Origin of the sequence: Brevundimonas diminuta (genome assembly GCF_039673845.1) — a bacterium.
GTDB classification, from domain to species: Bacteria; Pseudomonadota; Alphaproteobacteria; order Caulobacterales; family Caulobacteraceae; genus Brevundimonas; species Brevundimonas diminuta_E.
In genome coordinates this window covers 34,062-54,710 of record NZ_JBDJMK010000011.1, presented here as the reverse complement: position 1 = coordinate 54,710, position 20,649 = coordinate 34,062, and the positions used below count along the sequence as shown (strand labels likewise).

Here is a 20,649-nt window from a genome sequence, read left to right as displayed (position 1 = left end):
CGTGAGGCCGATTACATCCAGCGGGTATAGACGCCGCCGCCCTCGTCCCACTCGCCGCCCGCGTCCAGGGCGTCGTCGAAATCGAGCAGGCGGTCGACGATCAGGCCCGCCACCACGCCGACGGCGGCGACGGCCAGCAGGGTCGCGACGCTGGCGACGCCGACCTTCTCGTTGCGGGTCAGGCGGCGACGGCCGCGTTGGTCGATAATGCGGGTCTTGCGCGACATCAGGCGGCCATCCTCGCGTGTTTCTTGACCTTGGCGACCGCGCGGTCGCGACGCAGGCGCGACAGGTGGTCGATGAACAGGACGCCGTTCAGATGGTCCAGCTCGTGCTGGAAGCAGACGGCGTAGAGGCCCTCGATCTCTTCCTCGATCGTCTCGCCCTGATAGTTCATGTAGCGGACGCGGACGCGGGCCGGACGCTCGACGGCGTCGTAATAGCTCGGCACCGACAGGCAGCCCTCTTCGTAGGAGAACATCTCCTCGGACGACCACAGAATCTCGGGGTTGACGAAGAAGCGCGGATTGCGGCGCTCCAGCGCCTCTTCCTCGGTTTCCGGCTCGTCCGCCTTGCCCTCGACCGGCTTGTCGCCCAGGTCCATGACGACCACGCGGGTCAGTTCGCCGATCTGCGGCGCGGCCAGACCGATGCCCGGCGCGTCGTACATCGTCTCCAGCATGTCATCCATCAGGGCGCGCACGGCGTCGGTGACGCCGCCCTCGACGGGCGAGGCGACGGTCTTCAGGATCGCCAGATCGGCGGCGTTATCGATGGTCAGGATGCGACGGATAGCCATGGGTGGGAGGTAGGGCCGCCGCCCCCGAAGGTCAAGAATTACCGACTTCGGCGCTCGGACTTCTCAAATGCCGTCAGGCGGGCGGCACTTCGCGCGGCTTACGGTTTTCGTCGATGGCGACATAGGTGAAGACGCCCTCGGTCACGCGGACCGACAGGGCCTCGGCCTGGCCGCGCGCGCGTTTCCACGCCTCGACATGAACCCGCAGAGAGGTGCGGCCGGTCTTGATGATGCGGGCGTAGATGGACACCTCGTCGCCGACCGACACCGGCTGGTGGAACACCATGCCGTCCAGGGCCACGGTGGCGCAGCGGCCGCCCGCGCGCTCGAACGCCGGGGTCGCCCCGGCCAGGTCCATCTGCGCCAGCAGCCAGCCGCCGAAGATGTCGCCTTCGGGGTTGGTGTCGGCGGGCATGGCGATGACGCGGCCGACAGGCTGGCCTTCGGGCAGCAGGGCAGCGGCTTTGTCGGCTTCGGACACGGATGACCTCTCGAACGGCTTTGTCAGGGCCGGTTCATGCGCCCTGGCCCGGGATGACGCAAGCCGCCGACCCACGCTTCAGCCTGAGCAGACGGCGACAATGGCGATGACGGCGGCCGCGACCATGACCGACAGCGGCAGGACGAAGATCTGGATCAGGGCGGTGCGCCGTGAGGCGCCGCCCTCGGGCGTGTCCTCGCCCTCGAAGAGACGGTGCGACCGGGAAGGCGCGGTCTTGCGGCCGGCGTCCTGCATCATGATGAACCCTTTCAGACCCGTGCGGCGAGCGCCGCGATCAGGCCCCAAGGGTGGCGATCATCCGGCTGGTTCAAAAGGACCGGTTCAGCTTGATTGATCAGGCCGGTTGCGACGCCTTCAACCGGCCGACAGCGCGGACCAGTTCCGTCTCGTCCAGACTGGCGAAGCCGATGCGGAAGGCGTTGGCGGCTAGGCTCCCCTTAGCGTCCGGCTCAAGCTGAAGCTGGCCGCCGTGGGTCAGGATCAGCCCCTGCCGTCCTGCCTCGGCGGCCCAGGCGGCGGCGTCGATGCCGGGGTTCACACGCAGCCACAGCGCCAGTCCGCCCGCTGGTCTGTCGAAGGCCACAGCCTCGCCCAGCCGGGTCGTGATCTCGGCGCACAGCAGGTCGCGGCGTTGCTCATAGATCCTGCGCGCCTTGCGGGCGTGGCGGCCCAGGTCGCCGTCGTCGATCAGCCGGGCCAGCGCCCGCTCCAGCGGCAGGTCGCCCTGACGGTCGATGGCCTCGCGCCGGGCGGTCATGGTCTGGATCAGGTCCGGCGCGCCCGTCGCATAGCCGATGCGGACCACCGGCGAGAGCAGTTTGGATACCGACCCGATATGGATGATGCGGTCCTGATCGCGGCCCTGGCTCAGAGCGCGGGCGGCCAGCGGCAGGACCGGCCGCCCCTCGAAACGGTATTCGTGGTCGTAGTCATCCTCGATCAGGATCAGGCCATGCCGACGCGCCAGCTCCAGCAGACGCAGACGCCGTCCGGCGCCCAGCGTCACCGTGGTCGGGAACTGATGGTGGGGCGTGACATAGACGGCGCGGATGGTCGGGTCGCGCGCCAGCAGAGCGTCCAGCCGTTCGACATCCAGCCCCTGCGCATCGACCGGGGCGCCGACCACGCGGGCGCCCGCGGCCCGAAACGCCTTCCACGCCAGCGGATAGCCGGGATCCTCGACGGCGATGGCGTCGCCGGGATTCAGCACGGCGGCGGCCAGAAACAGGGCCATCTGGCTGCCGCGCGTCACCAGTATGTCGTCGGCCCCGACCGTCAGCCCGCGCTCGGCCGACAGATAGCGGGCCAGCGCCGTCCGCAACGACGGCGCCCCGCGCGGATCGCCGTATCCGGGCAGCAGCCGAAGCTCCGCCCCGGTCATGGAGCGCCGGAAGGCCCGCGCCAGCTCCAGCCCCGGCATCAGGCGCGCATCGGGCGAACCGTCCGTGAACTGCATCGGCGGCGGCGCAGGCCGGGTCAGGGGCAGGGCCGAGGCGGCGGGCGGCGCAGCCTTCCTCACGCCCCAGTTCTGCGTGGCCGGATCAGGCAGGTCGCGGGCGACGAAGGTGCCGCGCGACGCCTCGGCCGTCAGCCAGCCCTGCAGCACCAGTTCCTGATAGGCGGCGTCGACGGTGTTGCGGTGGACGCCCAGCGTGCGGGCCAGGGCGCGGGTGCCGGGCAGGCGGTCGCCGGGCTTCAGCCGCCCGCGCTCGATCTCGCGGATCACCGATGAGGCCAGATTGATGAACAGCGGCCGCGCCGGATCTTCGATCAGTTCAATGACGATGGCGCTGCGCCCCATGATCCGGCCTGTCAGATTTCGTGAAAGCGGCTCTTATCGATAGGCCGTATCGGCGGGTATCTCACGCGCCCATCCAGACAGCAACTGTGCTGGTCTGTTCAGCCAAGGGACAGGATCATGGCCGGAAAAGCGGTTTTCTATCATGCAGGCTGTACCGTCTGCGTCGACGCCGAGCAGCGGTTCGCAGGCGCTCTGGACCCGGCGGCCTATCAGGTCGAGGTCGTGCATCTGGGCGAGGCGCCGCAGCGCCTGTCCGAGGCAGAGGCGGCGGGCGTGAAGTCCGTGCCGGCCTTCGTCATCGACGGCGCCGTCTATCACATCAACCACGGCGCGGACCTGTCAGCCCTGCGCTGAGGTCGACGCCAACGCGATCCGGCCGGGTTTTCAGTCCCCCGAATCCCGGCCGCTCGGCGGGTCGGCGACCCTCCACCTCACCGGCCGGCCCGCCGCTTTTTTATCTGACGGAGACAGTATGACTTCCGACCTGGCGACGCGGGCTCTGGACCCGCAACTGGCCCAAGCCCTGATGCTGGAGCGCCAGCGCCAGCAGGACAGCATCGAGCTGATTGCGTCCGAGAACATCGTCAGCGCCGCCGTGCGTCAGGCGCAGGGCTCCGTCCTGACCAATAAATACGCCGAGGGTTATCCGGGGCGCCGTTACTATGGCGGGTGCGAGGCGGTCGACATCGCCGAGAAGCTGGCCATCGAGCGCGCCTGCACCCTGTTCGATACGGCCTACGCCAACGTCCAGCCGCACTCGGGCGTCAACGCCAACCTGGCCGTGCTGTTCGCCCTGATCAAGCCGGGCGACCGCATCATGGGGCTGGACCTGGCCTGCGGCGGCCACCTGACGCACGGCTCGCCCGTCAGCCTGTCGGGCCAGTGGTTCGAGGTCAGCGCCTATCGGGTGCGCGAGGAGGACGACCTGATCGACTATGACGACATGGAGCAGCGCGTCCTTCAGGACCGGCCGCGTCTGATCTATGCGGGCGGCTCGGCCTATCCGCGCCGTATCGACTTCGCTCGGATGCGCCAGATCGCGGACAAGGTCGGCGCATACCTTGTGGCCGATGTGGCCCACTACGCCGGGCTGATCGCGGCGGGCCTCTATCCCAATCCGACGCCGCACGCCCATGTCACCACCTCGACCACGCACAAGACCCTGCGCGGTCCGCGCGGCGGCCTGATCCTGTGCAACGACCCGGAACTGGCGCGGCGCATCGACAAGGCGGTCTTCCCCGGCACGCAAGGCGGGCCGCTGATGCACGTCATCGCCGGCAAGGCGGCGGCCTTCCACGAGGCGCTGCAACCGGACTTTGTCGAATACTCCAAGGCGGTGATCGAGAACGCCCGCGTGCTGGGCCAGACGCTGGCGGACGGGGGCCTGCGCCTCGTGTCGGGCGGGACCGACTGCCATCTGGTGCTGGTCGACCTGCGCCCCTTCGGCCTGACCGGCAAGGCGGCGGTCGAGGCGCTGGAGGATCACGGCCTGATCGCCAACAAGAACGCCGTCCCCTATGATACGGCCCCGCCCATGGTGACGTCGGGGCTGCGGCTGGGCTCGCCGTCCTCGACCTCGCGCGGGTTCGACGCCGAGGCGTTCCGCACGGTCGGCGGCATGATCCTGACCATCCTCAAGGGTCTGCGCGACGGCGATCTCGACAGCGCGGCGGTGAAGGCGCAGGGAAGAGAACTGACGCGGGCCTATCCGATCGCCGGACCGGCGCTGACGCCCGCTTAAGGAGGTTCCGAACGCGCGTGCGGGTCATCTCGATACAAAGTCAGGTCGTCTACGGCCACGTCGGCAACAGCGCGGCGGTCCAACCGATGCAGGCCATGGGGCTGGAAGTGGCGGCGGTGCCGACCGCCTTGCTGTCCAATCACCCGCATTATCCCACCATGCGCGGCCGGATTCTGGAGACGGAACTGGTCGCCGACCTGTTGCTGGGGGTCGAGGAGCGCGACCTGCCGATGACATCCGGGGCGGTGGTCACGGGCTATATGGGCTCGGCCGCCAATGCGGCGGCGACGGCGGGTTTCCTGCGGCGCTGGAAGGCGAAGAACCCGGCGCTGCTGCACATCTGCGACCCGGTGATCGGCGACGATGATCTGGGCGTCTTCGTCGCTGAGGGTCTGATCGAACAGTTCCGTGATGAACTGACGCCGATGGCCGACATCATCACTCCCAACCAGTTCGAACTGGGCCGACTGGTCGGCGAACGGCCCGATACGGTCGAGGGGGTGATCGAGGCGGCGCGCATCCTGAGCACGCGCGGCACGGGGCGGACGGTGGTGACAGGCTGCGTCCTGACCGACACGACGCCCGGCGAGGTCGAGACGGTGGCGGTCGAGGGCGGCGTGGCCCATCGCACCTCCATCCCCCGCATTCCGATCCGTCCCAGCGGCACCGGCGACCTGTTCACCGCCTATCTGACCGGCTGGCTGATGCGCGGCGAGGGACTGGCCGAGGCCGCCGCCCGCGCCACCGCCGGGGTCCAGACCGTTCTGCTGCGGACCCAGGCGGCGGGCGCCTTCGAGATGCGCCTGACCGAGGGCTGAAAGCCCTCAGCCGAAGCTGGCGACGGCGGCGATCACCCGGTCCTGCACGGCCTCGTCCAGATAGGCGCTCATCGGCAGGCTGATGACCCGTTCCGCCCTGACCTCGGTCACAGCCAGACCGCCGGGGTCGACCGGATGCTGGCGATAGGCGGGCTGGCGGTGCAGGGGGATCGGATAATAGACGGCGGTCGGCACGCCCTCAGTCTTCAGATGGGCGGCCAGGGCGTCGCGGTCGTCATGCTCGACGGTGAACTGGGCCCAGACCGAGCGGCCGCCGGGAATGACCACCGGCGTCGCCGCCACATGACCAGCCAGCCCCTGCACATAGCGGTCGGCGATGCGGTTGCGACGGTCGATCTCGTCCGGGAAGATCTTCAGCTTCTCCAGCAGGACGGCGGCCTGCAGCGTGTCCAGCCGCCCGTTCATGCCCAGGCGCGGGTTCAGATATTTGGGGTCGTGAGCAAAGCCCTGCGCCGCTGCATCCGCCGCCGTCGCCTGTCCGTGGACGCGCAGGGACACGAGGTGATCCATCAGCGCCTCATCCTTCATCAGCACCGCCCCGCCGTCGCCATAGGCGCCCAGAGGCTTGGCCGGGAAAAAGCTCAGCGTCGTCGCGTCGGCCCAGTGGATCGGGTGTCGGCCGTTCAGGGTGCAGCCGAACCCTTGCGCCGAATCCGCGATCAGCTTCAGCCCGTGCTTCTGGGTGATGTCCGACAGGGCGGGATAGTCGGCGGGCTGGCCGAACAGGTCCACGGCGATGACGGCGCGGGGTTTCAGCACGCCCTCGCGCTGGACCGCCTCGACGGCGGCGCGCAGGTGGTCGGGGTCGATTGTCCAGGTGTCGGGACGGATGTCGACGAAGACCGGCGTGGCGCCCGCCAGCGCGACCACCTCGGCCGTGGCGGCGAAGGTGAAGGCGGGGCAGAAGACGGCGTCGCCCGGCCCCACGCCCCACGCCATCATCAACAGCACCAGCGCATCCGTCCCGTTTGAGCAGGACAGGGCGTGGGGCGCCTGACCGAAGTCGCACAGGGCCTGTTCAAAGGCGCCGACCGCCGGGCCCATGATGTACTGGCCGCTGGCCGCGACCTCCATCAGGGCGGCGTCGATGTTCGCGCCGATGCGGCGGCGCTGGCTGAGAAGATCGATGAAGGGAATGGTCACGCGTCGGTTGCTCCGGGGAGGGGAGGAAAATCAGGCCAACTGGCTCAGGCCAGACCGGGCCAGTAGTGGGCGTTCGGCGTCGGGCGCGGGCCGAAGATGGCCTGTCCGACCCGCACCACGGTCGCGCCTTCGCGCACGGCCAGCTCGTAGTCGCCGGTCATGCCCATCGAAAGGCCGGTGATGCGCGCATCGATGCGCTCGGCCCTGTCGCGCAGGGACCGCAGCAGGGTGAAGCAGGGCCGCACCCGGTCGGGATCGTCGCTGAACACGGCCAGCGTCATCAGCCCCTGCGGCTTCAGCCGGGGGAAGGCCTCCAGCCGCGCGATGAAGTCCAGCGCGTCGTCGGGGTGCAGGCCGAACTTGCTCTCCTCGCTCGAGGTGTTCACCTGAACATAGACCTTCATGTCGCGGCCGTCGGTCTCCAGCCGCTTGTTCAGCACCTCGGCCAGCTTGAGGCTGTCCAGCGCATGGAACTCGTCCGCCAGACGGGTCAGGTATTTGACCTTGTTCGATTGCAGGTGGCCGACGACGTGCCAGCGCATCGACAGGTCGGCCATGGCCTCGGCCTTGTCGCGGGCCTCCTGCAGCTTGTTCTCGCCGAAGTCGGTGACGCCCGCCGCCCAGGCCAGGCGCAGAATCTCGGCCGGCACCGTCTTGGTGATCGGCAACAGGCGCACGCTGTCGATCGGCCGCCCCACCTGTTCGCAGGCGGCGGCGATGCGGCGATGAACCAGCGCCAGATTGGCGGCGAACCGCTCGCGCGGGTCAGGCCCGAAGCGTTCGAGGTTTTCAGGCGAAAGGGTCACGAAACATACTCCCGACACAGACGGCGGCCCAGCCGCGCGATGACTTCATAGTCGATGGTCGCGCCGTCCAGCGCCAGTTGTTCCGGCGTGCGGTTCGGACCGAGCAACTCGACCTGATCGCCCGCCTTCAGCGCGTCGGGCGGCAGGGCGCTGACGTCCACGACCAGACTGTCCATTGAGATGCGCCCGACGAAGGGCAGCAACCGCCCCTCGAATGCGGCGGCGCCGGTGGCCGATAACTGGCGCGGCCAGCCGTCGGCATAGCCCACGCCGATGGTGGCCAGACGCATTCCCTTGGTCGCCGTGACGGCCCAGCCGTAGCCGACGCCCGCGCCTGCAGGCACGGCGCGGGTCTGGATGACGCGGCCCGTCACCTCGACCACCGGCTGCATGGCATTGGCCGAAGGCGAGGCGTCCAGTCCGAACAGGGCCGCCCCGACCCGGCATAGGTCATAGTGATAGTCAGGCCCCAGACAGCACCCGGCCGAATTGGCCAGCGAGCGCGCAACGCCCTGCGGCGCGTGGGCTAGAATGCGCTCGAAGGCCTGACGCTGACGCGCATTGCCCGCGTGGCCGGGGGTGTCGGCGACGGCCAGATGGCTGAGGATCAGGCGCGGTTCGATCCAGCGGATGGGGCCTTCCGGGTCGAAGGTCCATGCGGCGTCCTCTAGCGGCAGGCCCAGCCGCGACATGCCGGTGTCGAACTGGATCGCCCCCGCCAGCGGCCGCCCGACGGCCCGGCCCAGACGCGCCCAGCCCTGCATCTGCTCGCGGCTGTTCAGCACCGGGATGGCCCCGGCGGCGAGGGCGGCGTATTCGGCGCCCGGCGCCAGACCGTTCAGCACGAACAGCTCGGCGTCGGCGGGCAGGACGCGGCGCAGGTCCACCGCCTCGAACAGATGGGCGACGAAGAAGGCGCGGCATCCGGCGTCATACAGGGCGGGCGCGATGCGGGCGGCGCCCAGACCATAGGCGTCGGCCTTGACCACGGCGGCGCAGGCGGCGGGCGTGACCTGATCGCACATGGCGCGATAGTTGGCGGCGACGGCGCCGAGGGACACGCGAATCCGGCCGCCGCCGTGGTCGGATCGGCGGCCCGGCTGGTCGGTCGGGAACAGGGCGAGGGCAGGCAAGGGACGGTAGCTTTCACGGCGTCGGCTGACCGCCGACCTCCGCACCCTAGACGGCGCTGTACCGGCCATTCCCCGCCACGTCGGCGCAGATCGTCAGACCGCTTTGTAAGCGTCGATCACGCGGGGAACAGCTTCGCCAGCCGGTCGACGGCGGCGTCGATCTCGGTCGGGGTCGAGGCGGCGAAGCCCATCAGCCAGCCGGGACGGCCCGCGCCCGCGTCGTGCAGGGGCGTCAGGCCGGTCAGGTGGACGCCGACGCGCCGGGCCGCGCGCACCGTCTCGGCCTCGTCAAAGCCGTCCTTCAGGAAGCAGGGCATCTGCAGCCCTCCGGCGGGCCGGTCGGGCGTGACGACGTGGGGCAGGCGCGCCGTCACCGCCGCCTCCAGCGCATCCAGCCGTTCCGCATAGACGCCGCGCATGGTGCGGACATAGGCGCCGAACCGGCCGTCCTCGATGAAGCGGGCCAGCGTCAGTTGGGCCACTGAGGCGGTGAAGCCGTCCATCAGGCTGCGCGCCGCGACCATCGGCTCGACCAGCGGGCGCGGCAGGATCAGATAGGCCAGCCTCAGCCCCGGAAACAGCGACTTGGTGAAGGTGCCCAGATAGAGGGTCCGGTCATGCGGATCCAAACCCTGAACGCAGGCCGTGGGCCGCCCGGCGTAGTGGAACTCGCTGTCGTAATCGTCTTCCAGAATCCAGGCGTCATGCTCGGTCGCCCACTGGATCAGGGCCAGTCGCCGGTCCAACGACAGGGTGCGTCCGGTCGGAAACTGGTGCGAGGGGGTGACGAAGACCGCCCGTCCGTCCTCACGCCGGGCCAGCAGGTCGTCGGTCCGCAGCCCCTGTGCGTCGACCGCCACGGGCAACCGTTTCAGCCCCGCCGCATCCAGCGCCTTGGCGGCGCCCTGATAGGCCGGGTCTTCGATGAAGACGCCGTCGCCGGGATCGGCCAGCACCCGCGCGCACAGGGACAGGGCCTGCTGCGAACTGGTCAGGATCAGGATCTGGTCAGGATCGGCCCGCGCCCCGCGCTCAAGGTTCACATAGCCGGCGATGGCGCGGCGCAGGCGCGGATGGCCCTGCGGGTCGCCGTGGTGCAGGGCGGCGGCGCCTTCCTCGCGCAGGGTCTGGCGGTGCAGCCGGTCCCATTGTGCGCAGGGAAACAGCCGCGTCTCCGGCACGCCGGGCGAAAAGGCCAGCGGGGCGTAAGGGTCGCGCAGACCCCCGCTGTCGGCCATCGCCTGTCCGCGTTTGCTCAGCGTCGGCGCCGTCGCCGGTTGCAGGGCGGGGCGGCGGCCCGCCGGACGCAGCACGCCGCGCTTCAGGCCCAGTTCGGTCAGCTCGCAGACGAAGCTGCCGCTGCCGACGCGGCGCTCGATGAAGCCCTCGGCGTGAAGCTGGGCATAGGCCGTTTCGACCGTATCGCGCGACACGCCCAGCGATCGGGCCAGCGTCCGCGAGGAGGGCAGGGGCCGCCCCGCCGTCAGCGACCGCTCGACGATCAACTGGCGCACGGCGCGCTGGATGCGGGCGTGCAGGGGCAGGCCGGACTGGGCCGGGTGGTCCATGAAGGCCTGAACGGATTCCAGCTGGGCGCGCTTCAGCAATGGTCTGCGGCTTCTTTCCAAAGTGGCGGGAATGATCCGGCCAATGCAGCGTTAGGTGTCACGCCCCCGGCGGGATGGCAATGTCGCCGCCCGTCCTGTGATGGGATGTGATGTCATGGGCGCTTTCGATTTCGCCGACTTCTTCAGCCGCGATCTGGACGATCTGAAGCAGGAGGGCCGCTATCGCGTCTTCGCCGATCTGGAGCGGCTGGCCCCCGACACCCCCTATGCGCGCGATCACCGACGCGGGCGGACCATCACCATCTGGTGCTCGAACGACTACCTGTCGATGGGCGTCCACCCCGAGGTGGTCGAGGCGGCGCAAGGGGCGATCCACACCTATGGCGCGGGCGCGGGCGGGACGCGCAACATCTCGGGCACCAGCCATGAACATGTCCTGCTGGAGCGCGATCTGGCCGATCTGCACGGCAAGGAGGCGGCGCTGCTGTTCACCTCGGGCTATGCGGCCAATGATGCGGCCCTGTCGACGCTGGCGTCGCGCCTGCCCGGCGCCGTGATCTTTTCAGACGCCCTGAACCACGCCTCGATGATCGAGGGGATGCGCCGCTCGGGCGTGGAGAAGCACATCTTCGCCCACAACGACTGGCGCGATCTGGACCGGCTGATGAGCGGGGTCTGCCGCTACCGGCCCAAGCTGGTCTGTTTCGAGAGCTGCTATTCAATGGACGGCGACTTCGCTCCCATCGCCGCCCTCTGCGACGTGGCGGAGAAGCACGGGGCTTTCACCTATCTGGACGAGGTGCACGCCGTGGGCCTGTACGGCGCGCGCGGCGCGGGCGTGGCCGAACGCGACGGCCAGTCGCATCGCATCAGCATGTTCCAGGGCACCCTCAGCAAGGGGTTCGGCGCCATGGGCGGCTATGTAGCGGGCGATGCGGCGGCGGTCGATTTCGTGCGCAGCCACGCGCCGGGCTTCATCTTCAGCACAGCCCTGCCGCCTTCGGTGGTGGCCGGGGTGCGGGCGGCTTTGCGGCATCTGAAGGCCGACGGCGCGCCGCGCAGGGCGCTGGCCGCGCGCGCCGCCTCGATCAAGGCGGGGATGCAGCGACTGGGGCTGCCGGTCCTGCCCAGCCCCAGCCATATCCTGCCGGTGATGATCGGCGACGCGGCCACGGCGCGGGCGGTGACGGACGCCCTGATGGAAGAGCACGGCGTCTATATCCAGCCGGTCAACTTCCCCACCGTGCCGCGCGGGACCGAGCGGTTACGCGTGACGCCGACGCCGCTGCACAGCGACGACGACGAGGATCACCTGCTGGAGGCGCTGGCCGCCGTCTGGGCCGACAACGCCGACTGGCGCCGGTTCTCGGCTGCGGCCCTGCGGACGCTGGAACCGGCCTGAGCCTCAGTCGGTGCTCGAGGCCTTCCACCGCTCCAGATACTCCAGCCGTCTCAAGACCTTTGAGCCGGGGTCCAGCAGGATGTGCGCATCCTGCGGCGCCTCAAACGTCGCGCGGCCGTCGGTCATGGGCAGAGCGCGCAGGACGCCGTCCACCTCGACCTCGACCGGCAGGGGGAAGGGGCGGCCGTCGCCGGTCTTCCACTCCAGCGTCACCTGCTCGCCCTGCTGCGTCATGACCAGATCGGGCAGGGCCGCCTGATAGAGGTAGGCGTCGAAGAACCAGCCCATGTCGCGGCCCGTCACCTCATTGACGATGGCCACATACTCCGGCGTCGTGGCGTAGCGCGGCCGGAAGTTCCCCGGCTGCGGGTCGGGGCGGCCATAGACCAGTCGGCGCAGGCTCTCATAGAAGGCGTCGTCGCCGATGTGCAGGCGCAGGGTGTGGGCGATCAGCGCCCCCTTGTAATAGAGATCCAGCGCCGGGCCGGTCTTGTCGTCATAGACCGTCGCCGCGTCCTGCGACTGGCCCGACACGACCGGAAAGCGGTTGGCCAGCGTCTGGCGCATGGTGTGCAGTTCGGCCTGCATGGCCCGCTCGCCGTTCAGCCAGCGGGCGTAGAGCGGCTGCATGTATGTGCCGAATCCCTCGTGCAGCCACATGTCGTCCCAGTCGGCGTTGGTCATCTGGTTGCCGAACCATTCGTGCGCCAGTTCGTGGTGCAGCAGCCAGTCATAGCCCTTGCCGTCCAGCCGGTAGCCGTTGCCGTAGGCGTTGATGGTCTGGTGCTCCATGCCCAGATGCGGGGTCTCGACCACGCCCATCTTCTCGTCGCCGAAGGGGAAGGGGCCGATGCTGGCTTCGTAGAAGTCGAGCATCTGCGGGAACTCGTCGAACAGCGCCTGCGCCTTGGTCGGATCGGCCGAGGCCAGCCGCCAGAAGCGCAACGGAATCACGTTTCCGAACCGGCTCTGATAATCGGCGGCCATCTCGACATAGGGGCCGACGTTCAGGCTGATGGCGTAGGTGTCGGGCTGGCGCGCGGTCCAGTTCCAGGTGGTCGTGCCGTCGCCGTTGTCAGCCTTGCCCACAAAGCGGCCGTTGGCGGGGGCGCTGAGGCTTGAGGGGATGGTGATATGCAGATCGACGCGCTCCGGCTCGCCCTGCGGGTGGTCGATGCAGGGCCAGAACAGGTCGCAGCCCTCCCCCTGAACGGCGCTGGCGATCCACGGCTGACCGTCGGGCGTCGTGGTCCAGACGAAGCCGCCGTCCCAGGGCGCGCGCTTGGCCTGATGCGGGCGGCCGGAATAGGCGATGCGGACGGAAACGCCTTCGCCCGCCGTCAGAGGACGGGGCAGGGGGATGGTCAACCGCCCCTCGGGATTGGACCAGTCAGAGATCGCCCGTCCGTCCACGGTGATGGCGGCGATGGCGAAGACTGCATCCAGCTCGACCACGACCGCCGTCGTCGGCGCCGTGGCGGTGAAGTCGAGGACGGCGACGCCTTCCAGCGATTGCGTTTCAGGCAGCAGCCTGAACGACAGGCCCGCCTTGTCGAAGCGCAGCGCCAACTGCTCCGCCGTACGCGGCGTGCCGCTGGACAGGGTGAAGGCGGAGGTTTCGCGTGGCGTCTCCTGCGCCAAAGCCCTTGATGTCAGAATGGGCGACGACAGCAGCGCCGTGGTCAGGCAAAGGGCGGCGACAAGACGCAAGACAGGAACTCCGGCAACACAGGCCGCGAGGGTAGCGGGGGCGCGCTCAAAAGAAAAAGCGAAGTTCACCTTGGGTGTTGATCACGCCCTTCATTCCTGTTCATCCCGGCGGACGCCGGGACCCAGTCAGTGAGCCAAACCAGCGACATGACCTTTGAGCTGGGCGCTTTGAAGCCAAAGCACTGGATCCCGGCGTCCGCCGGGATGAGCGGGAGGGGGCCACGCTCAACATTACTTCAGCCAAAAAGAAAAAGGCCGGTGTTTCCACCGGCCTCTTCAAAATCCGTCAGTCGACGCCGATCAGGCGGCGGCTTGCTCGGCCAGCTTGGCGCGGACCTGACGCTTGATGCGCAGGGCGGCGGTCGACAGCTGCTCGTCGCGGGCCTTGACGATGAAGGCGTCCAGGCCGCCCTTGAAGTCGAGGGTGCGCAGCGCAGCGTTCGAGATACGCAGCGAGAAGGTTTGGCCCAGAGCATCCGATTGCACCTTGACCGTCTTCAGCGACGGCAGGAAGCGGCGCTTGGTCTTGATGTTGGAGTGGCTCACGTGATTGCCGACCATGGGGCCGATACCGGTGAGTTCGCAGCGACGCGACATCTTAAGATCCTCAAGGTCACATCCGCCATACCGGTGCGGACGCATGAAACAGGGACGCAGCGAACGATAAGGGCCCGTGCGAGAGGGGGCCGTATAGAGGAAGGACTCGCCGGGCGTCAAGACTGGAGTCGTCATCCCCGGCGACAGAGTCATTGTGAAGGCTAGGAATCATTATGAAGGCAGGGGATCGCCTTCGTTCAGCAGTCGTTCAAGCCATGACTATATAAGGCAGACCCATGATGAGTCCCATGAACGGCAAATCCATGAAGACCTTGATCCCCTTCGCCCGCCTGATGGCGGTCGCCGCCCCGGTGGTCGCCGGGGCCGCCCTGCTGGCCGCGCCCGCCTCGGCGCCGCAGGCCCAGTCGGCCGCCCGCTCGGAAGTCCTGCCCGGCTATTGGGAATACACCACCAGCGTCATGGGCTCGCGCGACACCGAGCAGAAATGCGTGCGCCCCAGCGAGATCAACCGCTTCTTCGGCGGCCTGTCGACGCGCAAATGGCAATGCACCTATCCGACCCGTCAGGTCGGCGACGGCAAGGCCCGCTTTGAAGGCAGCTGTCAGGACCATAAGGGCCGCCGCATCAATGTGCGCCTGAACGGCACCTATGAGGAGCAGGCCTTCCGCTTCAACGGCGGCGCCCAGCTGGCGCGCGGCACGCCCTATATTCCGGCCAGCATCACGGCGCGCCGTCTGGCCGCCCAGTGCCCGGCCGGGGCGGAATATTTCTGATCCGCGTGAAAAGGCGCAGAGGCCGGGATGGACGTCCCGGCCTCTTTTTTGTCTCAGCCAGCCGGGCGTTGCGGCGTGAACCGACCGGACAACAGACTTCTGGCCCATGTGACGAGGCCGCCGTTCAGCGCCGCATAGGCGATCAGGCCGATCACCAGCCCCCAGAAGGCCCCGCCGATTCCGAACAGCTGGATGTTGGCCGCCGCCGCCAGAAAGGTGATCAGGGCGGCTTCACGCGATGAAGGCTCGCTCAGGGCGCCCGCCAGACTGCCGCCGATGGCGCCCAGCAGCGCCAGTCCCGCCAGGGTGGTGATGAAGACGGCGGGCAGGGCCATGAAGACCGCCGCCAGCGTCACTCCGAACACCCCGACCAGAATATAGAACACCCCCGCCGCCACGCCCGCGATCCAGCGCCTGGACGGGTCTTCATGCGCCTCCTTGCCGGTGCAGATGGCGGCGGTGATGGCGGCCACGTTGAAGGCGTGCGAGCCGAAGGGCGCCATCAGCAGCGACCCCAGCCCCGTCGCCGTCACCAGTGGACTGGCGCTGACCTGATAGCCGTCGTTCCTCAGCACCAGCATCCCCGGCATGTACTGGCCTGTCAGGGTGATCAGGAACATCGGGATGGCCAGACTCAGCAGCGCCTTGAACGAGAAGGCGGGCATGGTGAAGACGGGCGCGGCCAGCTTCAGCTCCAGCCCCGTCAGCTCGACCCGCCCCTGCATCAGCAGAAAGCCCAGCCCCAGCACCAGTATGCCCACCACGGCATAGCGCGCCGTGAACCGCTTCAGCACGACGTAGGTCCCGATCAGCAGACCCGCCAGCAGGGGATCGACGCCCACGCCGCCGAAGGCCTGAACCCCGAACGGCAGCAGTATCCCCGCCAGCAGGGCGGCGGCGATGGCGGGCGGGATCAGGCGGATCACCCTGTCGAACCCGCCCGACAGGCCCAGAACCACGAAGGCCGCCGCCGAAATCAGATAGGCGCCGATCGCCTCGGCATAGGACGTGGCGGCCAGCGCCGTGACCAGAAAGGCCGCCGCGGGCGTCGACCATGCAGTGATGATCGGCGCCTTGTACCGCCAGCTCAGCCACAGCCCCGTCGTCCCCACGCCAATGGAGATCGACCAGACCCAGGATGCGGTCAGCTCGGGGCTGAGCCCCGCGACCCTGGCCGCCTGAAACACCAGAATGAAGGTCCCGCCATAGTTGACGATGACCGAGATCAGACCGGCCACGACCGGATGCAGCAGATCGCTCCACCGCAGGGATGGAGAGGGGGCGGGTATGGACATGGGGCCGAGCCTCTGCGAACGACGATGCGCGCGCTCCTAGAGGATCAATGGCCGGTTCAGCCTGTCCATTCAGACGTATTTGAGCAGACCATTCCGTTTCGCCAGCCGTTTATGCGCGTCCGTTAAATCCCCGCTCATCCCGGCGGACGCCGGGACCCAGTGCTTTGGCTTCAGACTGTGCGCCCTGACGTTCAAGCGTGTGCTTGACGCTGCTGTTGGCTCATACGCCCGTCACACCCAACGGACACCAACCCATGAAAAAGGCCCGGCGTCGCCGCCGGGCCTTTTATCGGTTCGCCATCGCGCCTGAAATCAGGCGGCTTCGGCCTCGGCGGCCGAGGGGACGGGCTTCTTGGCGCTGAGCGACTTGCCCAGCAGGGCCATGGCGGCGTCCTTGTCGATCTTGTTGGCGGCGGCGACTTCGCGGGCCATGCGGTCCAGAGCCGATTCATAGAGCTGGCGCTCGGAATAGGACTGTTCCGGCTGGGTCTCGGCGCGGTGCAGGTCGCGGACCACTTCGGCGATGGAGATCAGGTCGCCCGAGTTGATCTTGGCTTCATACTCCTGGGCGCGGCGCGACCACATGGTGCGCTTGACGCGGGCGCGGCCCTTCAGGGTCGTCAGGGCCTTGGACACGGTGTCGTCGGCGGCCAGGGTGCGCAGACCGGCGGTCTTGGCCTTTTTGGTCGGGACGCGCAGGGTCATTTTTTCGTGCTCGAAGGTCACGACGTAGACCTCAAGCGCCATGCCGGCGACTTCCTGAGTCTCGATCGCGGCGACCTTGCCGACGCCGTGGGCGGGATAGACCACCGCATCGCCAACCTTGAATTCCAGACCGGTCTTGCTCGTCATGTCGTTCCTTTCCCGGACCAGAAGAGGGGCTTCGCCGCCGCGCAAACAGTGAAAACCGCCCCGCCGCCGAGCCATTGGCCCGTCGGTTGAGCGGAAGATCGCACTGTCAGACGCGAAAACGGATCACCGAACCTCTGGCCGACCCCGTCTTGCGGCGGGGTTCTGTCGCAAATGCGGGCGGCGCGCATAACTGCGGAACCGCCCGTCTCGAATAGGGAGGAACCTATCATAAAATTAGGAAATCTCAAAACATCCACAGGGCCGTCGGCGACGACTGGCACATTGTGACTGCAATGTGGCGGTTTCTTAGGAGCCTTTGCCCGGCTTCGGGCTGAAATACTTCTCGAACTTGCCGGTTTCGCGCTCATACTGTTCGCGATCCGCCGGGGGCACGCCCTTGACCGTGATGTTCGGCCAGACCTTGGCGTATTCGGCGTTGACCTGCAGCCACTTGCCGTCCGGCTCGTCCTCGGTGTCGGGGACGATGGCGTCGACGGGGCATTCCGGCTCGCACACGCCGCAGTCGATGCATTCGTCGGGCGCGATGACCAGGAAGTTCTCGCCCTCATAGAAGCAGTCGACCGGACACACCTCGACACAGTCCATGAACTTACATTTCACGCAGGCGTCGGTGACGATGTAGGTCATGGCGTTCGGGCGGGCCTGTGGCAGCAAGGAAGTCGAGGGCGGGCAAATGGCCCCGCCGGGCCTGACTGTCAACCGACGCGGACAAGGCGTGATCGCCCTGTGGCGTTTCCGCACGGATTTTCAGCGGCTAGGGCGTGGGCCCGTCATCCTGCGCGGGCGGGGGCGAGGCTTCATAGAGCAGGCGCGCCTGCTGCGCCGCGCCGCGCCGCTCGCCCAGACCCAGCACGCGCACGGCGGTCACGCGGCCGTTCTGGACGAACAGGATTTCATCGCCCGGGTGGACGCTGCGGCTGGGCTTGTCGAGACGCGTCTGGGCGCCGTTGTGCGTCAGGCGCACGGCGCCCTTCTCGACCATGAGGGCCGCCAGACTGCGCGTCTTTGCAAAGCGCGCCCGCCACAGCCAGACATCGATCCGGCAGCTCTCGACGCTCATTCGGCGGGCTTGGAGGCGGTCGAACGGGCGGCTGCTCTGCGCGGCCGACGCCGCGGTCTGCGCGCGGTCTTGGCGTTGTCGGAGGGCGCGGGGCGCGGCGGCTGGGTCAACTGCGCCAGGGCGGCGAAGGGCGAGTCCTTCGGCGGCGGCGTCGGTCTGCCCCCGCGTGGCGCCTGCTCGGCGCGCGGGGTGCGCAGAGCGGCGTGGATCGCCTTGGCCTGATCCGCCGTCCAGCCCAGAGCGTTCAGCGCTTCATCCGGCAAGGGCGCCTTGCCCGCCGCGCGCTGGGCCTCGGCGAAGGTCTCCAGCGCCTCGACCGGCGCGGTCCAGCGCCCGACCGCCCGCCGCCCGAACGCCGCCAGCACCCGCGCCGACGGCGGCGGTTCCGGCAGGGGCGCCAGGCTCTCGCCCGCCAGTCCCTTCGTCATCTCGCGCGGCAGGAAGGCCTGCGACAGGGCCGCGCCGCGCGGCTTCATCACGCCGGGCAGCCACACCGAATGGGCGCCGACCCGGATGGCGAAGGTCTTCAGCGTGCGCCGCTCATGCTGGCTCAGGGCCGCCAGATCGCGCTCGACCTCGCGCCGGGGGATCAGGCCGCCCGCCTCGACCAGGCGGAAGGCCAGCCCGCGCGGCAGGCCGGTCAGGGCGCCGCTCTCGATCGCATGGCGCAGTCGTTTCAGCGGTTTCAGCGCCCGTCCGGCCTCGGCCGCCAGCCACGCCTCCATGCGCCGCTCGGCCCGCTCGCGCGCCGGGACCGGCCCCAGTTCCCCCAGCAACCGCACGCGCGGCGAGAAGGGGTCTTCATTGACGATCCGCCCGGTCAGGGCGCCATGCCACAGCACCCCGCCGTCGGGCGTGACGGCAAAGGCCGCGTCCTCATCCGCCGCCAACCGCCCCAGCCGCCGCGCCACCTCCGGCCCCACGGCGCGCGTCGCCGCCTGCCTCAGCGCCCGGTCGGCCAGCGCCGATCCGCCCGCATCGACGGTGAAGCACACCCCGTCCAGATGGCCGACCACCTCGCCCTCGACCGTGACCTCGCCGTCGTCGGCCACGCCCGCCAACACATCGGACCGCACGTTCAGCGCCCGCATCAGCGCCGCCGTGCGCCGGTCGACGAAGCGCGCCGTCAGCCGTTCGTGCAGCACGTCGCTGAGCCGTTCCTCCAGCGCCTTGGTCCGGTCGCGCCACTCCTGCGCTCCCGCCATCCAGTCCGGCCGGTTGGCGATGTAGCTGAGGGTCCGCACCCCCGACAGCCGCGCCGACAGCTGGTCGATCTGCCCGTCGTCGCGATCCAGATCATTGAAGCGCGGCGCCACCCAGTCCTCGGTCAACCGCCCGCGACGGCTGGTTAGAGCGGTGAAGATCTCCTTCGACAGACGGGCGTGTTCGTCCAGCGTCGTCTTCTGGAAGTCGGGCAGCTGGCACGCCTCCCACAGCCGCATCAGGGCGCCGCGCGAGCGGGCGATCTTCCTGACATCCTCATCGACCGCAAAGCGCCGCAGCAGGGTCTCGTCCAGCGCCTGCGCCGTCAGCCGCAGCCCGTGCCGATCCGGCGTCACCGTCAGAGACCGCAACAGGTCGGGCAGGGTGTCGAAATCCAGCCGCCCGCTGCGCCATTCGGCCGCCTCGACCGGGTCGAAGCGGTGCTCGATCACCTGTTCGACCAGATCCTCGTCCAGTTCCTCGGCCTCGCCGGTGACGCCGAAGGTTCCGTCGCGCAGGTGCCGTCCCGCCCGCCCGGCGATCTGGCCGATCTCCGCGGCGTGCAGCCAGCGGGTGCGCCGCCCGTCGAACTTCCTCAAACCGGCGAAGGCCACATGGTCCACGTCCATGTTCAGCCCCATGCCGATGGCGTCGGTCGCGACCAGAAAATCCACCTCGCCCGACTGGAACAGCTCGACCTGGGCGTTGCGGGTGCGGGGGCTGAGCGAGCCCATGACCACCGCCGCCCCGCCCCTCTGACGGCGCAGCAGTTCGGCGATGGCGTAGACCTGCTCGGTCGAGAAGGCGACGACGGCGCTGCGCCGGGGCAGGCGGGTCAGCTTCTTCGATCCGGCGTAGCTCAGCGTCGACAGCCGGTCGCGGGTGACGATCTCCGCATCCGGAACCAGCGCCCGCATCAGCGGCGCCATCGTCCCGGCGCCCAGGAACATGGTCTCGAACCGGCCGCGCGCGTGCAGCAGCCTCTGGGTGAAGACGTGGCCGCGCTCGGGATCGGCGACCAGCTGGATCTCGTCCACGGCCAGAAAATCGACCGACCGCTCCAGCGGCATGGCCTCGACCGTGCAGACGAAATAGGCCGGGCGCGGCGGGACGATCTTTTCCTCGCCGGTGATCAGGGCGACTGAGGCCGCCCCGCGCCGCTTGACGATCCGCTCATAGATCTCGCGCGCCAGCAGCCGCAGCGGCAGGCCGATCATGCCCGAGGCGTGACCCAGCATCCGTTCGACCGCCAGATGGGTCTTGCCGGTGTTGGTGGGCCCCAGGATCGCCGTGACGCGCGAAGGAGCCATGCCTGCGGAACGGTCGCTCATGACCCGTCCAAGGTGGCGAACCCCGCTCGTTTTCACAAGCGCCGCGCCGATCAGGATGCAGGTGAAGGCGAAAGGGTAAGCGGAACCTTACCTGCCTCTGGAACACGGGCGA

At 68.8% G+C, this 20,649-nt stretch carries 21 protein-coding genes; 5 read left to right on the top strand and 16 right to left on the bottom strand.

From position 1 onward, the window contains the following. Positions 1 to 11 precede the first annotated feature (11 nt). The 5 genes from ABE454_RS13105 to ABE454_RS13085 form a co-directional block, all read right to left on the bottom strand. The gene (locus ABE454_RS13105) at positions 12 to 227 is read right to left on the bottom strand and encodes a hypothetical protein (RefSeq protein ID WP_024353805.1); all 216 of its coding nucleotides are present in this window, start codon (positions 225 to 227) and stop codon (positions 12 to 14) included. After that, positions 227 to 799: a peptide deformylase gene (gene def, locus ABE454_RS13100; protein WP_346532309.1), complete on the bottom strand. Its 573-nt coding sequence runs from the start codon at positions 797 to 799 to the stop codon at positions 227 to 229. The genes ABE454_RS13105 and def overlap by 1 nt, the downstream gene beginning before the upstream one ends. 73 nt (positions 800 to 872) lie before the next feature. After that, positions 873 to 1,214, bottom strand: a complete 342-nt coding sequence (locus tag ABE454_RS13095; protein ID WP_346532545.1) for an acyl-CoA thioesterase — start codon at positions 1,212 to 1,214, stop codon at positions 873 to 875. Positions 1,215 to 1,358: 144 nt separating this feature from the next. Then, positions 1,359 to 1,538 (bottom strand): hypothetical protein, encoded by a 180-nt coding sequence (locus ABE454_RS13090; RefSeq protein WP_346532307.1) that lies wholly within the window; start codon positions 1,536 to 1,538, stop codon positions 1,359 to 1,361. A gap of 97 nt (positions 1,539 to 1,635) precedes the next feature. Further along, entirely contained in the window at positions 1,636 to 3,102 is a 1,467-nt protein-coding gene (locus ABE454_RS13085) for a PLP-dependent aminotransferase family protein (protein WP_346532305.1), read from the bottom strand. Positions 3,103 to 3,219: 117 nt separating this feature from the next. On the opposite strand from ABE454_RS13085, the gene ABE454_RS13080 reads away from it, so the two are divergent. The 3 genes from ABE454_RS13080 to pdxY all read left to right on the top strand — a co-directional run bounded on the left by ABE454_RS13080 (position 3,220) and on the right by pdxY (position 5,661). Beyond that, the gene (locus ABE454_RS13080) at positions 3,220 to 3,456 is read left to right on the top strand and encodes a thioredoxin (RefSeq protein ID WP_346532304.1); all 237 of its coding nucleotides are present in this window, start codon (positions 3,220 to 3,222) and stop codon (positions 3,454 to 3,456) included. 118 nt (positions 3,457 to 3,574) lie between these two features. Beyond that, positions 3,575 to 4,843: a serine hydroxymethyltransferase gene (gene glyA, locus ABE454_RS13075; RefSeq protein WP_346532302.1), complete on the top strand. Its 1,269-nt coding sequence runs from the start codon at positions 3,575 to 3,577 to the stop codon at positions 4,841 to 4,843. Between the two features lie 17 nt (positions 4,844 to 4,860). Continuing rightward, positions 4,861 to 5,661: a pyridoxal kinase gene (pdxY, locus tag ABE454_RS13070; protein ID WP_346532301.1), complete on the top strand. Its 801-nt coding sequence runs from the start codon at positions 4,861 to 4,863 to the stop codon at positions 5,659 to 5,661. 6 nt (positions 5,662 to 5,667) lie between these two features. Here the strand turns inward: pdxY and ABE454_RS13065 are convergent, their stop codons facing one another. The 4 genes from ABE454_RS13065 to ABE454_RS13050 all read right to left on the bottom strand — a co-directional run bounded on the left by ABE454_RS13065 (position 5,668) and on the right by ABE454_RS13050 (position 10,371). Beyond that, positions 5,668 to 6,825 (bottom strand): DegT/DnrJ/EryC1/StrS family aminotransferase, encoded by a 1,158-nt coding sequence (locus tag ABE454_RS13065; protein ID WP_346532299.1) that lies wholly within the window; start codon positions 6,823 to 6,825, stop codon positions 5,668 to 5,670. Positions 6,826 to 6,869: 44 nt separating this feature from the next. Then, positions 6,870 to 7,631, bottom strand: coding sequence for a YggS family pyridoxal phosphate-dependent enzyme (locus tag ABE454_RS13060; RefSeq protein WP_346532297.1), 762 nt, complete (start codon positions 7,629 to 7,631; stop codon positions 6,870 to 6,872). Further along, positions 7,628 to 8,764 (bottom strand): alanine racemase, encoded by a 1,137-nt coding sequence (alr, locus tag ABE454_RS13055; protein WP_346532295.1) that lies wholly within the window; start codon positions 8,762 to 8,764, stop codon positions 7,628 to 7,630. The genes ABE454_RS13060 and alr overlap by 4 nt, the downstream gene beginning before the upstream one ends. Positions 8,765 to 8,880: 116 nt before the next feature. Next, the gene (locus ABE454_RS13050) at positions 8,881 to 10,371 is read right to left on the bottom strand and encodes a PLP-dependent aminotransferase family protein (protein ID WP_346532293.1); all 1,491 of its coding nucleotides are present in this window, start codon (positions 10,369 to 10,371) and stop codon (positions 8,881 to 8,883) included. A 115-nt stretch (positions 10,372 to 10,486) separates the two neighbouring features. On the opposite strand from ABE454_RS13050, the gene hemA reads away from it, so the two are divergent. Further along, positions 10,487 to 11,734, top strand: coding sequence for a 5-aminolevulinate synthase (hemA, locus tag ABE454_RS13045; protein WP_346532291.1), 1,248 nt, complete (start codon positions 10,487 to 10,489; stop codon positions 11,732 to 11,734). Between the two features lie 3 nt (positions 11,735 to 11,737). Here the strand turns inward: hemA and ABE454_RS13040 are convergent, their stop codons facing one another. Next, a complete protein-coding gene (locus tag ABE454_RS13040; RefSeq protein WP_346532289.1) occupies positions 11,738 to 13,444 on the bottom strand; it encodes a M1 family metallopeptidase in 1,707 nt (568 codons plus the stop codon). Between the two features lie 300 nt (positions 13,445 to 13,744). Further along, entirely contained in the window at positions 13,745 to 14,041 is a 297-nt protein-coding gene (rpmB, locus tag ABE454_RS13035; RefSeq protein ID WP_291778975.1) for a 50S ribosomal protein L28, read from the bottom strand. Between the two features lie 248 nt (positions 14,042 to 14,289). Here rpmB and ABE454_RS13030 point away from each other — a divergent pair, with 248 nt between their 5' ends. Then, the gene (locus ABE454_RS13030) at positions 14,290 to 14,775 is read left to right on the top strand and encodes a DUF3617 domain-containing protein (RefSeq protein WP_346532287.1); all 486 of its coding nucleotides are present in this window, start codon (positions 14,290 to 14,292) and stop codon (positions 14,773 to 14,775) included. A gap of 53 nt (positions 14,776 to 14,828) precedes the next feature. On the opposite strand, the gene ABE454_RS13025 is transcribed toward ABE454_RS13030, so the two are convergent. The 5 genes from ABE454_RS13025 to ABE454_RS13005 all read right to left on the bottom strand — a co-directional run bounded on the left by ABE454_RS13025 (position 14,829) and on the right by ABE454_RS13005 (position 20,537). Next, positions 14,829 to 16,070, bottom strand: coding sequence for a benzoate/H(+) symporter BenE family transporter (locus tag ABE454_RS13025; RefSeq protein ID WP_346532286.1), 1,242 nt, complete (start codon positions 16,068 to 16,070; stop codon positions 14,829 to 14,831). A gap of 312 nt (positions 16,071 to 16,382) precedes the next feature. After that, the gene (locus ABE454_RS13020) at positions 16,383 to 16,922 is read right to left on the bottom strand and encodes a CarD family transcriptional regulator (protein WP_291778987.1); all 540 of its coding nucleotides are present in this window, start codon (positions 16,920 to 16,922) and stop codon (positions 16,383 to 16,385) included. A gap of 306 nt (positions 16,923 to 17,228) precedes the next feature. Next, on the bottom strand, positions 17,229 to 17,570 hold the full coding sequence (fdxA, locus tag ABE454_RS13015) for a ferredoxin FdxA (protein ID WP_003166185.1): 342 nt from the start codon (positions 17,568 to 17,570) through the stop codon (positions 17,229 to 17,231). 127 nt (positions 17,571 to 17,697) lie between these two features. Beyond that, complete coding sequence (locus ABE454_RS13010; protein WP_346532284.1) at positions 17,698 to 18,003, bottom strand: RNA-binding S4 domain-containing protein; 306 nt, start codon at positions 18,001 to 18,003, stop codon at positions 17,698 to 17,700. Beyond that, complete coding sequence (locus ABE454_RS13005) at positions 18,000 to 20,537, bottom strand: helicase-related protein (RefSeq protein ID WP_346532282.1); 2,538 nt, start codon at positions 20,535 to 20,537, stop codon at positions 18,000 to 18,002. Before ABE454_RS13005 ends, ABE454_RS13010 begins: the two co-directional genes overlap by 4 nt. Positions 20,538 to 20,649 lie beyond the last annotated feature (112 nt).